The 22,155-nt window shown below is 59.2% G+C and carries 4 protein-coding genes; 2 read left to right on the forward strand and 2 right to left on the reverse strand.

Annotation, left to right across the window (positions count from 1 at the left end; all coding sequences use genetic code 11):
- Positions 1-12 precede the first annotated feature (12 nt).
- Together lapG and lapD are read left to right on the forward strand one after the other, a co-directional pair.
- Positions 13-705, forward strand: a complete 693-nt coding sequence (lapG, locus tag A7J50_RS00650; protein ID WP_064450087.1) for a cysteine protease LapG — start codon at positions 13-15, stop codon at positions 703-705.
- A 14-nt stretch (positions 706-719) separates the two neighbouring features.
- Entirely contained in the window at positions 720-2,666 is a 1,947-nt protein-coding gene (gene lapD, locus A7J50_RS00655) for a cyclic di-GMP receptor LapD (protein ID WP_064450088.1), read from the forward strand.
- A gap of 142 nt (positions 2,667-2,808) precedes the next feature.
- Here lapD and A7J50_RS00660 read toward each other — a convergent pair whose 3' ends face one another.
- Together A7J50_RS00660 and A7J50_RS00665 are read right to left on the reverse strand one after the other, a co-directional pair.
- Entirely contained in the window at positions 2,809-3,147 is a 339-nt protein-coding gene (locus A7J50_RS00660; RefSeq protein WP_064450089.1) for a hypothetical protein, read from the reverse strand.
- Positions 3,148-3,299: 152 nt separating this feature from the next.
- Complete coding sequence (locus A7J50_RS00665; RefSeq protein WP_064450090.1) at positions 3,300-21,863, reverse strand: retention module-containing protein; 18,564 nt, start codon at positions 21,861-21,863, stop codon at positions 3,300-3,302.
- Positions 21,864-22,155: the final 292 nt, after the last annotated feature.

A 22,155-nucleotide genomic window follows, 5' to 3' on the forward strand; every position in this document is an offset into this window, starting at 1 on the left:
GGACTGAACGCCTTGGCGGTAAGTTTTATTCCCTCTCGAATTCTAAGCTGGCTACTTTCAGCGATTTTGTTGGCTGGCTTGATGCCCGGCGGGCTGCATGCCGATTGGGATTTCTCTCAGATCAGCCGCAACGCCACCGCTTTGTACGGGCCGCTGGGGGAGGGCCAGCAGCGTATCGACGCCTGGCAGCGGCTGCTCGCGACCGAAAAGAAGGTCGACGAACAGGAGCAGCTCAAGGTCGTGAACCTGTTCTTCAACAAGCAAATGACTTATGTGGAAGACATCGACCTGTGGCACGTGGTCGACTATTGGGAGACCCCCATCGAAGCGCTGTGGAAAGGTGCCGGAGATTGTGAGGACTACGCAATCGCCAAGTATTTCAGCCTGCGTCACCTGGGCGTCTCCAGCGACAAATTGCGCATTACTTACGTCAAGGCCTTGCGTCAGAATCGCGCGCACATGGTGCTGACGTATTATCCGACGCCCGAAGCCATCCCGCTGGTGCTCGACAGCCTGATGGACGAGATTCTGCCGGCGACCCGCCGTACCGACCTGGTCCCGGTGTACTCATTCAACGCCGAGGGCTTGTACTTGCCTGGCGCCAAGGGCAACAAGAAAGTCGGTGACACCAAACGCTTGTCGCGCTGGCAGGATGTGTTGAGAAAAATGCGTGCGGAAGGCTTCCCGGCCGAGCCTGCCAACTAGGAGTAACTGATCGGATGTCTCTGTTCAAACAACTATTGATCGCAATCTGTCTGTTCCTGGTGGTCGCCTTCAGCGGCAGCTTCATGGTCAGCCTCGAAAGCTCGCGCACCCAATACGTCAACCAACTGCGCTCCCATGCACAGGACGCGGCGACCGCGTTGGCGCTGTCGCTGACACCGAATATCGACGACCCGGCCATGGTGGAATTGCTGGTCAGCTCGATCTTCGACAGCGGCTATTACGCCAGCATCCGCGTAGTGGATTTGGCCACGGATAAAACCATCGTCGAACGCAGCGGTATTCCTGACAACAACGGCGTGCCCAACTGGTTCGTCAAACTCATCGGTCTGGAGCCGGCCGGTGGTGATGCGCTGGTCAGCCGCGGCTGGGAACAGGCGGCGCGTGTGGAGGTGGTCAGCCACCCGATGTTCGCTCTGGCCAAACTCTGGCAAAGCGCCTTGGGCAGCCTTGGCTGGTTGCTGTTGTGCGGTGCGGTGAGTGCGGTGCTTGGCGCGTTGTTGCTGCGTCGGCAGTTGAAGCCGTTGGACTACATGGTCAAGCAGTCCCACGCCATCGCTCGTCGCGAGTTCCTCAGCTTGCCTGACCTGCCACGCACGCCGGAACTGCGGCGCGTGGTGCAGGCCATGAACCAGATGGTAGAAAAGCTCAAGGCGTTGTTCCAGGAACAAGCGGAGCGCAGCGAAAAACTGCGCATCGAATCCTATCAGGACAACCTCACCGGCCTCGCCAACCGTCGTTATTTCGAGATGCAGCTCAACGCGCGCGTCAGCAACCCGGAAGAGACTAACTCCGGCTATCTGCTGCTATTGCGGGTCAAGGACCTGGCCGGTCTCAACCAGCGCCTGGGTGGCCAGCGCACCGACCAGTTGCTGCAAGCGGTCGGCGAACAACTGCTGCGCCAATGCGAGCCTTATCCGGAAACCCACAACCTCGTCACCCGTATCCGTGGCGGTGAGTTCGCGGTGCTGGCGCCGGGGCTGATGCGTGAAGAAGCACTGCAGTTGGCGCAGAACCTTGAAAGCACCTTGCTCAGCCTTCAAGCGACCGCCGCCAGTGATGTCACGCCGGTCGCCTACATCGGCCTGGCGCCGTTTAGCCATGGCGATTCACCGCAGGCCTTGTTGACCCTGGCTGACCAGGCCCTGGCCCAGGCCGAAGGGCAGGGCGACACCAGTTGGGTGTGCCTCGACCACAGCGCCGCCGCCAGCGTGGGTGACGATCACCATGCCTGGCACACATTGTTGGACCAGGCCCTGACCCAGCAGCGTTTCCAGCTGTACTTCCAACCGGTTGTCGCCAGCCAGGACCCGCAATTGGTCTTGCACTACAAAGTGCTGTCGCGCTTGCAGGATGAAGACGGGCACACGATCCCGGCCGGGCGTTTCCTGCCGTGGCTTGAACGTTTCGGCTGGACCGCACGCCTGGACCGCCTGATGCTGGAGCAAGTGCTCAAGCAGATGGCCAGTCACACTCACAGCCTGGCGCTGAACCTCTCGGCCGCAACCCTGCAGGACGCTCAGGCGCTGAATCGGATTTTTGAACTGTTACGCCAGCACAGCAACCTGGGCCCACGCCTGACCCTGGAAATCGGCGAAGAACAATTGCCGGAACAGGCCTTGCTGGAGCAGTTGACCCAGCGCCTGCGCGAGCTGGGATTCTCCCTGAGCCTGCAGCGTTTTGGTGGGCGGTTCAGCATGATCGGCAACCTGGCACGGCTGGGCCTGGCGTACCTGAAGATCGACGGCAGCTACATCCGCGCCATCGACCAGGAAAGCGACAAGCGCCTGTTTATCGAGGCGATCCAGCGCGCTGCCCACAGCATCGACCTGCCGTTGATCGCCGAGCGTGTGGAGACCGAGGGGGAGTTGAAAGTGATTCGCGAGATGGGGATTTTCGGCGTGCAGGGTCAACTGTTTGGTGAGCCTGCGCCCTGGAAGTAACCCAAACCTAATGTGCAAGCAGGCTTATGTGGGAGCTGGCTTGCCTGCGATTGCATCACCTCGGGTGTGACTGACATACCGAGGTGTCTGCATCGCGGGCAAGCCCGGCTCCCACACAAGCTTACCGTTGAAATTCTTGGGTTCAGATCAACCCAGTCTCTTCATCATCGATCAAATGGCTCAACCCACCCAATGCTTCCCGTGCGTGGGTACGGTCCATCAACTTGGCCTGTGCCGCCGGCGGCAGGTCCGTCACGCTTATGACACCCTTGCGGGTCAGCACCTGTATCAAGTCGTCCAGTACCCGGATCATCTCCAGGTCGCTCTGCTTGAGCTGCGCCAGGCTGGTTTCCACCACTTCGTTGGCGTACCAGGCCTGGATCTCATGGTGATCGGCCGGCAGGGTTTCGGTCGACTCGGCAAAGGCGGCGGCCTCCACGCGACTCAATGCACCCTGTGCATCACGTTGCACGTAAAACATAACAAACCCTCGAAAATGAGCCACACGCGTTCACCAGCATAGGTCAATGGTGTGTTTATGGGCGCGAGTATGCGATGCAACCCTGCGCCAGGGCCAGCCACCTGTCGTGCAAATAAATCGGCCGCCCCTGGGGGCGGCCGATAAACCGAGGCTTAGGCGGTGTGGTCGATCTTGATGGTCGGGTCGGCACCACTGATCAGCGAGTTGATGCTGGTGTGCGACCAATCGTTGCCTTCCAGCTTGATCGTCACGTCAGCGTTGGCCAGGCCGCCGGCGGCGTTGAGCTTGCCTTCGCTGCTGATTTGCAGGGTCGACACGCCCTCTACCGTGGTGATCTTGAGGTAGTTGTCGATGGTGCTGTCCGTCTCACCTTTCAACAGATCCTTGAGATCGATCCGGTCACCTTCCGACGCCTTGAAGTCCTTGATCACATCGTTGCCGATGTCACCGGCCTTCCACACGAAGGTGTCGGCCCCCGAACCGCCAATCAGGATGTCGTTGCCCGGGCCGCCGATCAAGGTGTCGTTACCGGTACCGCCCAGCAGGATGTCATTGCCTTTGCCGCCGTCCAGGTAGTCATTGCCGCCCTGGCCGAACAGGATGTCATCACCGGTGCCGCCCAGCAGCGTGTCGTTGCCGTCCTTGGCGCCGGACACATCGAAGTCTGCGTAATGCTCGGTCACGTACTGATGCACGTTCGAGGTGGTCACCGCCGAGACGGCTACACCGGTTTTCTGCGCGACGAAGGCCTGCAGTGCGTTGTAACCCTCGCCGGTAATCCCGCTGAAGCTCACCAGGTCGCCGAAGATGATGTCATTGCCGTCACCACCGTTGATGGTGTCGGAGCCTGGCAGTGTTGCCTCGGTGTGGCCGAGGATGGCATTGGCCAGATCCTTCGGATCGATGTTGCTTTGCGGTTTGCCATCGCTGTCGTACGGCTTCAGGTCGTTGAGGGTGACATCGCTGTTGATGCCGATCGCTTCAACTTGCGACAGCCCACCCAGCAGCGCAAAGGCGCTTTGGGCGTTGCTCAGTGTCGCCGAGTCGGTGCTGCTGCCCGCGCCCGCAAGGTTGGACAGCTCGAAGGTGCCGTCACCTTGGGCATGGACAGTGCCCAGATTGCTGCTGTACCACCTGTTGCCACTCAGGGTCTGGAGTACAGCATTGCCCGAGGAGTCGATGCTGAAGTAGTGAGTGCTGTCCAGATACTTGGCGACCGTCGTGCCTGGTGTGTAGTTGGCGGTGGTCACCACATCATCGAACTTGACGTTGCCATACAGCGTCGGGTTGGTCTGCTCGCCGCTTTGGTAGTACGTCGGCTGGCCGTCGGTGATGAAGTAGGTCAGGTTGGTGGCACCGGTGTTGCCGGTGGCCAGGCCGCTCTGGAAGAAGTTGGCCGTGGTCTTGAATACGTCTTCATAGTTGGTACCACCGCCGGACACCATCGAATCCAGCACCGCCTTGAGCAAGACGAGAGCATTTGGATCGTTGAGGTTGATCGCGACCGACTTGTTCACCTGGGTATCGAAGTCCGCCAGGAAGATATTCACACTCCCGGACGTGTTGGCGCCCAGGCTGTCTTTGAGCGAATTGAACACCGATGTCAGCGACGCCTTCGCCGCGTTGATCGAGGTGGTGCTCATACTGCCGGAACTGTCCACCATGAACGCGATGTTGTAGTTCTTGCCCTGCACCACGTTCAGGCCGCCGATATCGGCCACGACGATGTCGTTGCCATCGGTGCCGGTGATATTGTCACTGCCCGAAGTGCCCGTCACCGAGCTGTAGGTGGCCGGGTACACCGTGACCGGCAATTGCGCGGTGGTGATGGCCGAACCGCCGAGGCTTTCGGTGGAGGTCGAGGTGACGGTCAGGTTGAACTGGCCGCTGTAGTAGGTCGGCGGCTTGATCGTCAGGGTGCTCAGGTCCCAGCCGGTGACGTTGACTTCGCCCACGGTCTTGGTGGCCGTGAAGGTGTGCCCGGAAGCATCGGTCAGTACCGAGCCGGCCGGTACGCCGCCGATCTTCACGCTCAAGGTCTCGGAGCCGTCAGTGTCGGTCAGCGCGGTGGTGACCTTGGACAGCTTCACGGTGCCGTTTTCCTGGCCTTCGTTGAGCTTGTAGCCCACGTAGTAACCGTCACCGTTGCTGCCATGCAGGTCGGACACGGTCACGCCGGCGTTGGTCAGGTCAGTGATACCGGTATACAACGGCACGCCGCTGGTGCTCAGGTCCTGGACCGCGCCGCCGTTGACCGACAGGTTGACGTCATAGCTGCCAGGGCCGGACTGGTTGGCGTGGTAGATCTCAAGGCTGTAGTAACCGCTCACCGTCGGGGTGAAAGTGCCGGTGAACTTGCCGCTGTTGGTGCCCCACTGCGCGCTGGCCACGTCTTTGCCGCCGACGTTGATCACCAGGCTGTCATCGCCGGTGCCGCTGAAGGTGTAGGACTTGCCGGCTTCCATGTACATCAGGCCGGAGATCTTCGAGCCTGCACCTGCGGCGACGTTGGCGGTGGACTCGACATTGGTCACGACCCCGCTGCTGTTCGGCGTGCCGGCGTTATCAATCGCGTTTTTCAGGTCGGCCGGTGCCGCGCCGTTACCGTTAGTGCCGATACCCGCGATGCTGTTCCAGCTTTGCTTGATCAGGCCGATCGAGCTCACGTTGTTGTCGGCCACAGTCAGGGTCGGTGCGTCAGCTACCGGCGTGATATCGACTTTCACCGTGGCGCTATTGCCCAAGTCCTTGCCATCAGTCGGCTGGAACTTGAACTGCGCGTAATCGGCCTGCTGGTTGCCGATGCCGGTGCCGCCATAACCGTTGGTGCCGGACTCGTTGGCGTTAGGCATGAAGCGCAACTGGCCGCCGTCGATCTGGGCTTTGGTGAAGGTTTGGCCAGCGGTCACGTTACTCCAGGTGGAGCCATCCGCTGCCAGGTATTGCAGTTTGCCGGCCACCGGCAGGTCGGTGATCTTCACGCCGAGGCTGGCTTGTGGCGAGTCCACATCGGTGACGCCGAAGTTGGCCCAGGTCAGTGCCAGCGCCGTGTCTTCGGTGCCGGTCACGGCGCTGCCAGTGGCTACCGGCGGATCGTTGACGGCCACGACGTTAATCGTGGTGGTGGCGACGTTGGAGTAGTTGCCGCCATCGGTCACGGTCACGGTAATCACGCGCGGCGTGGTGCTCGGGTCGTGGCTGCTGTTGGTGAACGTGATGTTCTTGATCTGCTGCATGTAGTCAGCCAGCGACGCCGTGCCGGTCAGTGTCAGCGTGATCTTGCCCGTGGCAGGGTCAGTCGTCGGGGTCACGGTGATGCCGGTGACGTTTGTGACGTTCAGCGAGTCGCCCTGCTGAGTGTTGGTCAGCACCACGGTGGCGCCGGTCAGTTGGGTGCTGTCCGGATCGGTAATCTTGATATCGGTGTCAGCAATCGACACGCCAGTGCCGCCTTCGGTGAACGACGTCTTATAGTCGGCACCCGTGGCGCCGCTGGAATTGTTGGCATCCAGGTCGATAACCGGCGGCGCATCGTTGTCGATGATGTTGGTGCTGACGCTGCCATTGCCGATCACCAGGCTCTCGAAGTTGCCACCGGTGGTCTTGTCGATGGTGATGACAATCTGTTCCGTCGGCTCGGTGATCTTGTCGTCGATCGTGGCGATGTTAAACGGCACGCTGCTGGAGCCGGCCGGGATCTTCACGGTGTACACGCCGTTGAAGTCCGAACCGTCGGTGGCGGTGCCGCTGTACTTGAGCGTCACGGTCATATCGGTTTGTGCCGGGTTGCTCAGGGTCAGCGTGTAGTGCGCAGTGCCGCCTTCAGTCACCGAAGCGTCGCCGGTGATGCTGATGGTGGTGCTGTTAACTACATCCGTCACTTTGGTGACCACGGTGCTGCCGTCGACGATCAGGTGTTCGTACTTGTCGCCGCCGCTGACTACGCCAGTGATCTTGGTGCTGACATCATTGGCACCCACGTACACGTCGTTAGGCGCAACAGCCGTAACGGTGCTGCTGGACTTGCCGTTGCCGATGGTAATGGTCGAGCCGTTATCCAGCTTCACCACCAAGTCGGAACCGACGTTGGTCACTGCTGCACCATTCTTGTCGACCAGGGAGGCGGTGTAGACGATCTGGCCGCCCTCATTGACCGAACCGGTGGCCTTAAGCGAGACGGTCACGTCATCGATGGTGTCGTTGATCGTGGTAGTCGCGCCACCTGGGGTGATGGTCACACCCTCGAAGTTACCGCCGGTGGTACCGGTGATCTTGACGGTCTGGGTGCTCTTGTCGATGAACACGTCATCACTCGGAGCAGGGACGGTCACCGTGCCTACGGTCGCACCTTGCTTGATGGTGATGCTGGCGCCGTTATCGAGCTGGACCACCATGTCGGTGCCGGCCTTGTTGCTCAAGGTCGCGGTGTAGGTGATCTGGCCGCCCTCGTTAACTGCGCTTGGTGCGGTCAGCGTGACGCTGGTGAGGTCGGTGGTGCCCGGTGTGTCGGTCACGGTGGTGTTCACCGGCGTAGTGCCCGGCACCAGGTTTTCGAAATGCTCGCCGCCGGTTACGCCTTTGATGACGGTGGTGACGGTCTGGTCGCCTTTGTACACATCATTTGGAGCTATAACCGAAACGGTGCCGCTGGACTGGTTCACACCGATGGTGATGGTTTTGCCGTTGTCCAAGGTCACGGTCAGCGGGTTGGTGATGTTGGTCACCAAGGCGCCGTTTTTATCCACAAGGCTGGCGGTGTAGACGATGTTGCCGCCTTCGCCAACGGTGGTGGTGGCAGTCAAAACCACATCAACTTTGTCGATGGTGTCGTTGATCGTGGTAGTCGCGCCACCTGGGGTGATGGTCACACCCTCGAAGTTACCGCCGGTGGTACCGGTGATCTTGACGGTCTGGACGCTCTTGTCGATGAACACGTCATCGCTTGGCGCTGGGACAGTCACCGTGCCCACGGTCGCACCTTGCTTGATGGTGATGCTGGCGCCGTTATCGAGCTTGACCACCATGTCGGTGCCGGCCTTGTTGCTCAAGGTGGCGGTGTAGGTGATCTGGCCGCCTTCGTTAACTGCGCTTGGTGCGGTCAGCGTGACGCTGGTGAGGTCGGTGGTGCCCGGTGTGTCGGTCACGGTGGTGTTCACCGGCGTAGTGCCCGGCACCAGGTTTTCGAAATGCTCGCCGCCGGTCACGCCTTTGATGACGGTGGTGACGGTTTGATCGCCTTTGTACACGTCGTTTGGCGCCACGGTGGTGACGGTGCCGCTGGACTGGTTCACGCCGATAGTGATGGTTTTGCCGTTGTCCAAGGTCACGGTCAGCGGATTGGTGATGTTAGTCACCAAGGCGCCGTTTTTATCCACAAGGCTGGCGGTGTAGACGATATTGCCGCCTTCGCCAACGGTGGTGGTAGCGGTCAGAACCACATCAACCTTGTCGATGGTGTCGTTGATCGTGGTGGTCGCGCCACCTGGAGTGATGGTCACACCCTCGAAGTTACCGCCGGTGGTACCGGTGATCTTGACGGTCTGGGTGCTCTTGTCGATGAACACGTCATCACTCGGAGCAGGGACGGTCACGGTGCCTACGGTCGCACCTTGCTTGATGGTGATGCTGGCGCCGTTATCGAGCTGGACCACCATGTCGGTGCCGGCCTTGTTGCTCAAGGTGGCGGTGTAGGTGATCTGGCCGCCCTCGTTAACTGCGCTTGGTGCGGTCAGCGTGACGCTGGTGAGGTCGGTGGTGCCCGGTGTGTCGGTCACGGTGGTGTTCACCGGCGTAGTACCAGGAACCAAATTCTCGAAGTGCTCGCCGCCGGTTACGCCTTTGATAGCCGTCGTTACGGTTTGATCGCCTTTGTACACATCATTTGGAGCTACAACCGAAACGGTACCGCTGGACTGGTTCACACCGATGGTGATGGTTTTGCCGTTGTCCAAGGTCACGGTCAGCGGATTGGTGATGTTGGTCACCAAGGCGCCGTTTTTATCCACAAGGCTGGCGGTGTAGACGATGTTGCCGCCTTCGCCAACGGTGGTGGTGGCAGTCAAAACCACATCAACTTTGTCGATGGTGTCGTTGATCGTGGTGGTCGCACCGTTGCCAGCAACTTCTAACTTCTCGAAGTTGCCGCCAGCAGCGTCAGTGATCTTGACGGTCTGGGTGCTCTTGTCGATGAACACGTCATCGCTCGGAGCGGGGACGGTCACCGTGCCGACGGTGTCACCGGCTTTGATGGTGATCGTCGAGCCGTTGTCGAGTTTCAGGGTGACGTCAGTACCCGCTTTATTGGAAAGCGTAGCGGTGTACGTAATCTGACCACCCTCGTTGACTGCGCTTGGCGCGGTCAGCGTTACGGTGGTGGTGTCCGCAGTGCCTGGAGTATCAGTGACGGTGGTGTTCACCGGCGTAGTGCCAGGAACCAAATTCTCGAAGTGCTCGCCGCCGGTTACGCCTTTGATAGCGGTCGTTACGGTTTGGTCGCCTTTGTAAACGTCGTTCGGCGCCACGGTGGTGACGGTACCGCTGGACTGGTTCACACCGATGATGATGGTTTTGCCGTTGTCCAAGGTCACGGTCAGCGGGTTGGTGATGTTGGTCACCAAGGCGCCGTTTTTATCCACAAGGCTGGCGGTGTAGACGATGTTGCCGCCTTCGCCAACGGTGGTGGTGGCAGTCAGAACCACATCAACTTTGTCGATGGTGTCGTTGATCGTTGTGGTCGCACCGTCGCCAGCTACTTCCAGCTTCTCGAAGTTACCGCCAGCAGCGTCGGTGATCTTGACGGTCTGGGTGCTCTTGTCGATGAACACGTCATCGCTAGGTGCTGGAACAGTCACAGTGCCGACGGTGTCACCGGCTTTGATGGTGATGGTCGAGCCGTTATCGAGCTTCAGAGTGACGTCAGTGCCGGCCTTGTTGCTCAAGGTTGCGGTGTACGTAATCTGGCCGCCTTCGTTGACTGCGCTTGGCGCGGTCAAAGTGACGGTGGTGGTATCAGCGGTGCCCGGTGTGTCGGTCACGGTGGTGTTCACCGGCGTAGTGCCAGGAACCAAATTCTCGAAGTGCTCGCCGCCGGTTACGCCTTTGATAGCGGTCGTTACGGTTTGGTCGCCTTTGTAAACGTCGTTCGGTGCCACGGTGGTGACGGTGCCGCTCGACTGATTCACGCCGATTGTGATGGTCTGGCCGTTATCCAAGGTCACGGTCAGCGGGTTGGTGATGTTAGTCACCGCGTTACCCGACTTGTCGACCAGCGACGCGGTGTAGACGATGTTGCCGCCTTCGCCGACGGTAGTAGTAGCGGTCAGGACCACATCAACTTTGTCGATGGTGTCGTTGATCGTGGTGGTCGCACCGTCGCCAGCAACGTCCAGCTTCTCGAAGTTACCGCCAGCAGCGTCAGTGATCTTGACCGTCTGAGTGCTCTTGTCGATGAACACGTCATCGCTAGGTGCTGGGACAGTCACAGTGCCGACGGTGTCGCCGGCTTTGATGGTGATCGTCGAGCCGTTGTCGAGTTTCAGGGTGACGTCGGTGCCGGCCTTGTTGCTCAAGGTCGCGGTGTACGTAATCTGACCGCCTTCGTTGACTGCGCTTGGCGCGGTCAAAGTGACGGTGGTGGTATCAGCGGTGCCCGGCGTGTCGGTCACGGTGGTGTTTACAGGTGTAGTACCCGGCACCAGGTTTTCGAAATGCTCGCCGCCGGTCACACCCTTAATTGCGGTGGTGACGGTTTGATCGCCTTTGTAGACGTCGTTTGGCGCCACGGTGGTGACGGTGCCGCTCGACTGATTCACGCCGATTGTGATGGTCTGGCCGTTATCCAAGGTCACGGTGAGCGGATTGGTGATGTTAGTCACTGCCGCGCCGTTTTTATCCACAAGGCTGGCGGTGTAAACGATGTTGCCGCCTTCGCCGACGGTAGTAGTAGCGGTCAGGACCACATCAACTTTGTCGATGGTGTCGTTGATCGTGGTGGTCGCGCCGTCGCCAGCTACTTCCAGCTTCTCGAAGTTACCGCCAGTGGTGTCAGTGATCTTGACGGTCTGAGTGCTCTTGTCGATGAACACGTCATCGCTTGGCGCTGGGACAGTCACAGTGCCGACGGTGTCGCCGGCCTTGATGGTAATGGTCGAACCATTATCCAGTTTCAGGGTGACGTCGGTGCCGGCCTTGTTGCTCAAGGTCGCGGTGTACGTAATCTGACCGCCTTCGTTGACTGCGCTTGGCGCGGTCAAAGTGACGGTGGTGGTATCAGCGGTGCCCGGCGTGTCGGTCACGGTGGTGTTTACAGGTGTAGTACCCGGCACCAGGTTTTCGAAATGCTCGCCGCCGGTCACACCCTTAATTGCGGTGGTGACGGTTTGATCGCCTTTGTAGACGTCGTTTGGCGCCACGGTGGTGACGGTGCCGCTCGACTGATTCACGCCGATTGTGATGGTCTGGCCGTTATCCAAGGTCACGGTGAGCGGATTGGTGATGTTAGTCACTGCCGCGCCGTTTTTATCCACAAGGCTGGCGGTGTAGACGATATTGCCGCCTTCGCCGACGGTAGTAGTAGCGGTCAGGACCACATCAACTTTGTCGATGGTGTCGTTGATCGTGGTGGTCGCGCCGTCGCCAGCTACTTCCAGCTTCTCGAAGTTACCGCCAGTGGTGTCAGTGATCTTGACGGTCTGAGTGCTCTTGTCGATGAACACGTCATCGCTTGGCGCCGGCACAGTCACAGTGCCGACGGTGTCGCCGGCTTTGATGGTGATGGTCGAGCCGTTATCGAGCTTCAGAGTGACGTCAGTACCGGCCTTGTTGCTCAAGGTTGCGGTGTAGGTGATCTGGCCACCCTCACTCACCTCGGACGGAGCCGTCAGGGTGACAGTGGTGGTGTCAGCAGTGCCCGGAGTGTCAGTCACAGTGGTGGTGACTTTATCGGTACCAGGGACCAGGTTTTCGAAGTGCTCGCCGCCGGTCACACCCTTAATTGCGGTGGTGACGGTTTGATCGCCTTTGTAGACGTCGTTTGGCGCCACGGTGGTGACGGTGCCGCTCGACTGATTCACGCCGATTGTGATGGTCTGGCCGTTATCCAAGGTCACGGTGAGCGGATTGGTGATGTTAGTCACTGCCGCGCCGTTTTTATCCACAAGGCTGGCGGTGTAGACGATATTGCCGCCTTCGCCGACGGTAGTAGTAGCGGTCAGGACCACATCAACTTTGTCGATGGTGTCGTTGATCGTGGTGGTCGCGCCGTCGCCAGCTACTTCCAGCTTCTCGAAGTTACCGCCAGTGGTGTCAGTGATCTTGACGGTCTGAGTGCTCTTGTCGATGAACACGTCATCGCTTGGCGCCGGCACAGTCACAGTGCCGACGGTGTCGCCGGCTTTGATGGTGATGGTCGAGCCGTTATCGAGCTTCAGAGTGACGTCAGTACCGGCCTTGTTGCTCAAGGTTGCGGTGTAGGTGATCTGGCCACCCTCACTCACCTCGGACGGAGCCGTCAGGGTGACAGTGGTGGTGTCAGCAGTGCCCGGAGTGTCAGTCACAGTGGTGGTGACTTTATCGGTACCAGGGACCAGGTTTTCGAAGTGCTCGCCGCCGGTCACACCCTTAATTGCGGTGGTGACGGTTTGATCGCCTTTGTAGACGTCGTTTGGCGCCACGGTGGTGACGGTGCCGCTCGACTGATTCACGCCGATTGTGATGGTCTGGCCGTTATCCAAGGTCACGGTGAGCGGATTGGTGATGTTAGTCACTGCCGCGCCGTTTTTATCCACAAGGCTGGCGGTGTAAACGATGCTGCCGCCTTCGCCGACGGTGTTGGTAGCGGTCAGAACCACATCAACTTTGTCGATTGTGTCGTTGATCGTGGTAGTCGCGCCGTTGCCAGCAACGTCCAGCTTCTCGAAGTTGCCACCAGCGGTGTCAGTGATCTTGACGGTCTGAGTGCTCTTATCGATGAACACGTCATCGCTTGGCGCTGGCACAGTCACGGTGCCGACTGTGTCACCGGCTTTGATGGTGATGGTCGAGCCGTTATCGAGCTTCAGAGTGACGTCAGTGCCGGCCTTGTTGCTCAAGGTTGCGGTGTAGGTGATCTGGCCACCCTCACTCACCTCGGACGGAGCCGTCAGGGTGACAGTGGTGGTGTCAGCAGTGCCCGGAGTGTCAGTCACAGTGGTGGTGACTTTATCGGTACCAGGGACCAGGTTTTCGAAGTGCTCGCCGCCGGTCACACCCTTAATTGCGGTGGTGACGGTTTGATCGCCTTTGTAGACGTCGTTTGGCGCCACGGTGGTGACGGTGCCGCTCGACTGATTCACGCCGATTGTGATGGTCTGGCCGTTATCCAAGGTCACGGTGAGCGGATTGGTGATGTTAGTCACTGCCGCGCCGTTTTTATCCACAAGGCTGGCGGTGTAAACGATGCTGCCGCCTTCGCCGACGGTGTTGGTAGCGGTCAGAACCACATCAACTTTGTCGATTGTGTCGTTGATCGTGGTAGTCGCGCCGTTGCCAGCAACGTCCAGCTTCTCGAAGTTGCCACCAGCGGTGTCAGTGATCTTGACGGTCTGAGTGCTCTTATCGATGAACACGTCATCGCTTGGCGCTGGCACAGTCACGGTGCCGACTGTGTCACCGGCTTTGATGGTGATGGTCGAGCCGTTATCGAGCTTCAGAGTGACGTCAGTGCCGGCCTTGTTGCTCAAGGTTGCGGTGTAGGTGATCTGGCCACCCTCGTTGACTTCATTTGGCGCGGTCAAAGTGACGGTGGTGGTGTCCGCAGTGCCCGGGGTATCGGTAACGGTGGTGTTAACCGGCGTAGTACCAGGAACCAAATTCTCGAAGTGCTCGCCGCCGGTTACGCCTTTGATGGCAGTGGTAACGGTCTGGTCGCCTTTGTAAACGTCGTTCGGCGCCACGGTGGTGACGGTGCCGCTGGACTGATTCACGCCGATTGTGATGGTCTGGCCGTTATCCAAGGTCACGGTCAGCGGGTTGGTGATGTTAGTTACTGCGTTACCCGACTTATCGACCAGCGACGCGGTGTAGACGATATTGCCGCCTTCGCCAACGGTGGTGGTGGCAGTCAGAACCACATCAACTTTATCGATGGTGTCGTTGATCGTCGTTGTTGCGCCGTCGCCTGCTACTTCCAGCTTCTCGAAGTTGCCGCCAGCAGCGTCGGTGATCTTGACGGTCTGGGTGCTCTTGTCGATGAACACGTCATCGCTTGGCGCTGGGACAGTCACGGTGCCGACTGTGTCGCCGGCCTTGATGGTGATGGTCGAGCCGTTGTCGAGTTTCAGGGCGACGTCAGTACCCGCTTTATTGGAAAGCGTAGCGGTGTACGTAATTTGACCGCCTTCACTCACCTCGGACGGAGCCGTCAGGGTCACGGTAGTGGTATCGGCAGTGCCTGGTGTGTCGGTAACGGTGGTGTTAACCGGCGTAGTACCAGGAACCAAATTCTCGAAGTGCTCGCCGCCCGTTACGCCTTTGATGGCAGTGGTAACGGTCTGGTCGCCTTTGTACACATCGTTCGGCGCCACGGTGGTGACGGTGCCGCTCGACTGGTTCACGCCGATAGTGATGGTCTGGCCGTTGTCCAGAGTGACGGTTAGCGGGTTGGTGATGTTAGTTACTGCGTTACCCGACTTATCGACCAGCGAAGCGGTGTAAACGATGTTGCCGCCTTCGCCGACGGTAGTAGTAGCGGTCAGAACCACATCAACTTTGTCGATGGTGTCGTTGATCGTTGTGGTCGCACCGTCGCCAGCTACTTCCAGCTTCTCGAAGTTACCGCCAGCAGCGTCGGTGATCTTGACGGTCTGAGTGCTCTTGTCGATGAACACGTCATCACTTGGCGCTGGGACCGTCACAGTGCCGACTGTGTCGCCGGCTTTGATGGTGATCGTCGAGCCGTTGTCCAGTTTCAGGGTTACGTCGGTGCCCGCTTTATTGGAAAGCGTAGCGGTGTACGTAATCTGACCACCTTCACTCACCTCGGACGGAGCCGTCAGGGTCACGGTAGTGGTATCGGCAGTGCCTGGTGTGTCGGTAACGGTGGTGTTAACCGGCGTAGTGCCCGGCACCAGGTTTTCGAAGTGCTCGCCGCCGGTTACGCCTTTGATAGCGGTCGTTACGGTTTGATCGCCTTTGTAAACGTCGTTCGGCGCCACGGTGGTGACGGTGCCGCTCGACTGATTCACGCCGATTGTGATGGTCTGGCCGTTATCCAAGGTCACGGTCAGCGGGTTGGTGATGTTAGTCACCGCGTTACCCGACTTGTCGACCAGCGACGCGGTGTAAACGATATTGCCGCCTTCGCCAACGGTGGTGGTAGCGGTCAGAACCACATCAACTTTATCGATGGTGTCGTTGATCGTGGTGGTCGCACCGTCGCCAGCAACGTCCAGCTTCTCGAAGTTACCGCCAGCAGCGTCAGTGATCTTGACGGTCTGAGTGCTCTTGTCGATGAACACGTCATCGCTAGGTGCTGGGACAGTCACGGTGCCGACGGTGTCGCCGGCTTTGATGGTGATCGTCGAGCCGTTGTCGAGTTTCAGGGTTACGTCGGTGCCCGCTTTATTGGAAAGCGTAGCGGTGTACGTAATCTGACCGCCTTCACTCACCTCGGACGGAGCCGTCAGGGTCACGGTAGTGGTATCGGCAGTGCCCGGAGTGTCAGTCACAGTGGTGGTGACTTTATCGGTACCAGGCACCAGGTTTTCGAAGTGCTCGCCGCCGGTCACACCCTTAATTGCGGTGGTGACGGTTTGATCGCCTTTGTAGACGTCATCTGGAGCTACAACCGAAACGGTACCGCTCGACTGATTCACACCGATGGTGATGGTCTGGCCGTTATCCAAGGTCACGGTCAGCGGGTTGGTGATGTTGGTCACTGCCGCGCCGTTTTTATCCACAAGGCTGGCGGTGTAGACGATATTGCCGCCTTCGCCAACGGTGGTGGTAGCGGTCAGAACCACATCAACTTTGTCGATGGTGTCGTTGATCGTCGTTGTTGCGCCGTCGCCTGCTACTTCCAGCTTCTCGAAGTTGCCGCCAGCAGCGTCGGTGATCTTGACGGTCTGAGTGCTCTTGTCGATGAACACGTCATCGCTAGGTGCTGGGACAGTCACGGTGCCGACGGTGTCGCCGGCTTTGATGGTGATCGTCGAGCCGTTGTCGAGTTTCAGGGTTACGTCGGTGCCCGCTTTATTGGAAAGCGTAGCGGTGTACGTAATCTGACCGCCTTCACTCACCTCGGACGGAGCCGTCAGGGTCACGGTAGTGGTATCGGCAGTGCCCGGAGTGTCAGTCACAGTGGTGGTGACTTTATCGGTACCAGGCACCAGGTTTTCGAAGTGCTCGCCGCCGGTCACACCCTTAATTGCGGTGGTGACGGTTTGATCGCCTTTGTAGACGTCATCTGGAGCTACAACCGAAACGGTACCGCTCGACTGATTCACACCGATGGTGATGGTCTGGCCGTTATCCAAGGTCACGGTCAGCGGGTTGGTGATGTTGGTCACTGCCGCGCCGTTTTTATCCACAAGGCTGGCGGTGTAGACGATATTACCGCCTTCGCCAACGGTGGTGGTGGCAGTCAGTACGACATCAACTTTGTCGATGGTGTCGTTGATCGTTGTGGTCGCGCCGTTGCCTGCTACTTCCAGCTTCTCGAAGTTGCCACCAGCGGTGTCAGTGATCTTGACCGTCTGAGTGCTCTTGTCGATGAACACGTCATCGCTAGGTGCTGGGACAGTCACGGTGCCGACGGTGTCGCCGGCCTTGATGGTAATGGTCGAACCATTATCCAGTTTCAGGGTGACGTCGGTGCCGGCCTTGTTGCTCAAGGTTGCGGTATAGGTGATTTGGCCACCCTCGTTGACTGCGCTTGGCGCGGTCAGCGTTACGGTGGTGGTGTCCGCAGTGCCTGGAGTATCAGTGACAGTGGTGTTAACCGGCGTAGTGCCAGGAACCAAATTCTCGAAGTGCTCGCCGCCGGTTACGCCTTTGATAGCCGTCGTTACAGTTTGATCGCCTTTGTACACATCGTTCGGCGCCACGGAGGTGACCGTGCCGCTCGACTGGTTCACGCCGATTGTGATGGTCTGGCCGTTATCCAAGGTCACGGTCAGTGGGTTGGTGATGTTAGTCACCGCGTTACCCGACTTGTCGACCAGCGACGCGGTGTAAACGATATTGCCGCCTTCGCCAACGGTGGTGGTGGCAGTCAGAACCACATCAACCTTGTCGATGGTGTCGTTGATCGTCGTCGTTGCGCCGTCGCCTGCTACTTCCAGCTTCTCGAAGTTGCCACCAGCGGTGTCAGTGATCTTGACCGTCTGAGTGCTCTTGTCGATGAACACGTCATCGCTAGGTGCTGGGACAGTTACGGTGCCGACGGTGTCGCCAGCCTTGATGGTGATGGTCGAACCATTATCCAATTTCAGGGTGACGTCGGTACCCGCCTTGTTGCTCAAGGTTGCGGTGTAGGTGATTTGGCCACCCTCGTTGACTGCGCTTGGCGCAGTCAGCGTTACGGTGGTGGTGTCCGCAGTGCCTGGAGTATCAGTGACAGTGGTGTTAACCGGCGTAGTACCCGGCACCAGGTTTTCGAAGTGCTCGCCGCCGGTCACACCCTTAATTGCGGTGGTGACGGTCTGGTCGCCTTTGTAGACGTCGTTCGGTGCCACGGTGGTGACGGTGCCGCTGGACTGGTTCACACCGATAGTGATGGTCTGGCCGTTGTCCAGAGTGACGGTCAGCGGGTTGGTGATGTTAGTCACCGCGTTACCCGACTTGTCGACCAGCGACGCGGTGTAAACGATGTTGCCGCCTTCGCCAATAGTGGTAGTGGCAGTCAGAACCACATCAACCTTGTCGATGGTGTCGTTGATCGTCGTTGTTGCACCGTCGCCAGCAACGTCCAACTTCTCGAAGTTGCCACCAGCGGTGTCAGTGATCTTGACGGTCTGAGTGCTCTTGTCGATGAACACGTCATCGCTTGGCGCTGGGACAGTCACAGTGCCGACTGTGTCACCGGCTTTGATGGTGATCGTCGAGCCGTTGTCGAGTTTCAGGGTGACGTCAGTACCCGCTTTATTGGAAAGCGTAGCGGTGTACGTGATCTGGCCGCCCTCACTAACCTGCGACGGAGCCGTCAGCGTGACGGTAGTGGTGTCGATCGAGTCAGTAATCGTGGTGACCGCAGGGGTCGTACTCGGCACCAGGTTCTCGAAATTGCCGCCCGTCGCGCTCGCGATAGTGGTGCTGACAGTGCTGCCGTTTACGTAGACGTCGTTCGGCGGGGTGTCGACGATCACGCTGCCAACCGACTCGCCAGCCTTGATGGTAATCACCGAGCCATTGCTCAAAGTGACAGTTACCGGCGTTTGCGCTGGATTGGTCAACGTGGCGGTGTAGGTGATCTGACCGCCTTCGGTCACGGTGTTGCCCGCCGTCAGCGTGACGGTGGTGGTGTCGATCGAATCAGTAATCGTGGTGACCGCAGGCGTCGTGCTCGGCACCAGATTTTCGAAGTTGCCGCCGGTAGCACCGGTAATCGTGGTGCTGACGGTCGAACCGTTGTTGTAGACGTCGTTAGCAGGTGTATCGACCACAACCGTGCCAACCGACTCGCCAGCCTTGATGGTAATCACCGAGCCATTGCTCAAGGTGACAGTTACCGGCGTCTGCGCTGGGTTGGTCAACGTAGCGGTGTAGGTGATCTGACCGCCTTCGGTCACGGTATTGCCGGCCGTCAGCGTGACGGTGGTGGTGTCGATCGAATCAGTAATCGTGGTGACCGCAGGCGTCGTGCTCGGCACCAGATTTTCAAAGTTGCCGCCGGTAGCACCGGTAATCGTGGTGCTGACGGTCGAACCGTTGTTGTAGACGTCGTTAGCAGGTGTATCGACCACAACCGTGCCAACCGACTCGCCAGCCTTGATGGTAATCACCGAGCCATTGCTCAAGGTGACAGTTACCGGCGTCTGCGCAGGATTGGTCAACGTAGCGGTATAAGTGATCTGACCGCCTTCGGTCACGGTGTTGCCCGCCGTCAGGGTGACGGTGGTGGTGTCGATCGAATCAGTAATCGTGGTGACCGCAGGCGTCGTGCTCGGCACCAGATTTTCGAAGTTGCCGCCGGTCGCACCGGTGATCGTCGTGCTGACGGTCGAACCGTTGTTGTAGACGTCGTTAGCCGGTGTATCGACCACAACCGTGCCAACCGACTCGCCAGCCTTGATGGTAATCACCGAGCCATTGCTCAAGGTGACAGTCACTGGGGTCTGCGCCGGGTTGGTCAACGTAGCGGTGTAGGTGATCTGACCGCCTTCGGTCACGGTATTGCCCGCCGTCAGGGTGACGGTGGTGGTGTCGATCGAATCAGTAATCGTTGTGACCGCAGGCGTCGTGCTCGGCACCAGGTTCTCAAAGTTGCCGCCGGTCGCACCGGTGATCGTGGTGCTGACGGTCGAACCGTTGTTGTAGACGTCGTTAGCCGGTGTATCGACCACAACCGTGCCAACCGACTCGCCAGCCTTGATGGTAATCACCGAGCCATTGCTCAAGGTGACAGTCACTGGGGTCTGCGCCGGGTTGGTCAGCGTGGCGGTGTAGGTGATCTGACCGCCTTCGGTCACGGTATTGCCCGCCGTCAGCGTGACGGTGGTGGTGTCGATCGAATCAGTAATCGTGGTGACCGCAGGCGTCGTGCTCGGCACCAGATTTTCGAAGTTGCCGCCGGTCGCACCGGTGATCGTGGTGCTGACGGTCGAACCGTTGTTGTAGACGTCATTAGCCGGGGTATCGACCACGACAGTGCCGACCGACTCGCCAGCCTTGATGGTAATCACCGAGCCATTGCTCAAGGTGACAGTCACTGGGGTCTGCGCCGGGTTGGTCAACGTAGCGGTGTAGGTGATCTGACCGCCTTCGGTCACGGTATTGCCCGCCGTCAGGGTGACGGTGGTGGTGTCGATCGAATCAGTAATCGTTGTGACCGCAGGCGTCGTGCTCGGCACCAGGTTCTCAAAGTTGCCGCCGGTCGCACCGGTGATCGTGGTGCTGACGGTCGAACCGTTGTTGTAGACGTCGTTAGCCGGTGTATCGACCACAACCGTGCCAACCGACTCGCCAGCCTTGATGGTAATCACCGAGCCATTGCTCAAGGTGACAGTCACTGGGGTCTGCGCCGGGTTGGTCAGCGTGGCGGTGTAGGTGATCTGACCGCCTTCGGTCACGGTATTGCCCGCCGTCAGCGTGACGGTGGTGGTGTCGATCGAATCAGTAATCGTGGTGACCGCAGGCGTCGTGCTCGGCACCAGATTTTCGAAGTTGCCGCCGGTCGCACCGGTGATCGTGGTGCTGACGGTCGAACCGTTGTTGTAGACGTCATTAGCCGGGGTATCGACCACGACAGTGCCGACCGACTCGCCAGCCTTGATGGTAATCACCGAGCCATTGCTCAAAGTGACAGTCACTGGGGTCTGCGCCGGGTTGGTCAACGTGGCGGTGTAGGTGATCTGACCGCCTTCGGTCACGGTGTTGCCCGCCGTCAGCGTGACGGTGGTGGTGTCGATCGAATCAGTAATCGTGGTGACCGCAGGCGTCGTGCTTGGCACCAGATTTTCGAAGTTGCCGCCGGTCGCACCGGTAATCGTGGTGCTGACGGTCGAACCGTTGTTGTAGACGTCATTAGCCGGTGTATCGACCACGACAGTGCCAACCGACTCGCCAGCCTTGATGGTAATCACCGAGCCATTGCTCAAGGTGACAGTTACCGGAGTCTGCGCAGGATTGGTCAACGTAGCGGTGTAGGTGATCTGCCCACCTTCGGTCACGTTTTGACCTGCGGTCAGCGTAACGGTAGTGGTATCGATGGTATCGGTAATCTGAGTAACGGCCGGATTAGGGTCGAGGGTCAGTACTAGGTTGTTGCCGCCGGTGGTGCCGGTGACGTTGACGGTGATCTGGCTTGCGTCGATGTAGGGGCTGTCATTCGGTGCCAGCGGTACGTTGACGGTGCCGGTCAGCTGGCCGGCGTTGATCGTGATCACCGCGCCATTGGACAGGGTGATGCTCAGGTCGCTGGATGGCGCCTGGGTCACGGTGGCGGTGTAGGTCAGTACGCCGCCGGCTTCGGTGATGGTTGGGGTCGCGCTCAGGCTCAGCGTCGAGGCCTGCAAGGCCAGGTTGCCCGTATTGGCGGCGGCCTGGGCGCCCGTGAGTTGGGTCAGTGTCGAAGCGCCCTGGCCCAGCGGGCCGGTCGGGAAACCGATCGTGGGGTCGACACGGCCAGCGGTTGCATCCAGTACAACGAAACTGTGGCCCCCGCCTGCAGCGCCGTTACCGGCCGCAGTCGCGCCGGCAGCGGTAGCTTCCAGGTCGGTGGTCGGGTCGGCGCCCGCGACGATGGCTTGTTGCAGCTCGGCAACCGACGGCGCAGCGTTTTCAGCGGCAGCAGCCAGGTCGGCGCTGGAGTCCGGCAAATCGGCGCTCCATTGGGTATCACGGCCCAGGTCCAGTGTGCGGCCGTCGGCCAGCTCCAGGCTGACAGCGCCAGACAGGCCGGTGTCTACCTGGTCGCCTGCGAACAGGCGGTCGCCCTCAACGAGGACTCGGCGCGTTCCTTCCGGAGAAATAACGAAAACTTGACCAACAATGCTTTTGACGATGGCAACAACACTGCTCATTAAAATTTTCTCCGGCGTTCCGTTCTGATGAAATCCATGTGGCAGCCCAAGTTAGGGCGCCAGACAGTAGGGGCGTAGTCTATGGTGTTAATGACGTCAAATATTTGGCTATATTTTTTAGCGATCTAGTTTATGCCAAACTATTGACCTTCTGGTCGCCATCCTAAACAATCGCCTCCGTAATGTCACATTGATATTTATGCGGCGAACCGTCCTACATGTGTGAAGCAGTTCCGCTTTTTGAACTTTCCGACGTACGGTCATAACGGTAGCCATTATCCGACGCAGCGAG

Origin of the sequence: Pseudomonas antarctica, from assembly GCF_001647715.1 — a bacterium.
Taxonomy (GTDB): domain Bacteria; phylum Pseudomonadota; class Gammaproteobacteria; order Pseudomonadales; family Pseudomonadaceae; genus Aquipseudomonas; species Aquipseudomonas antarctica_A.

Bases quoted from the DNA above. Each gene is read 5' to 3' on its own strand.
- lapD (WP_064450088.1), top strand. From the start codon at position 720: ATGTCTCTGTTCAAACAACTATTGATCGCAATCTGTCTGTTCCTGGTG.
- A7J50_RS00665 (WP_064450090.1), bottom strand. From the start codon at position 21,863: ATGAGCAGTGTTGTTGCCATCGTCAAAAGCATTGTTGGTCAAGTTTTC.
- A7J50_RS00660 (WP_064450089.1), bottom strand. From the start codon at position 3,147: ATGTTTTACGTGCAACGTGATGCACAGGGTGCATTGAGTCGCGTGGAG.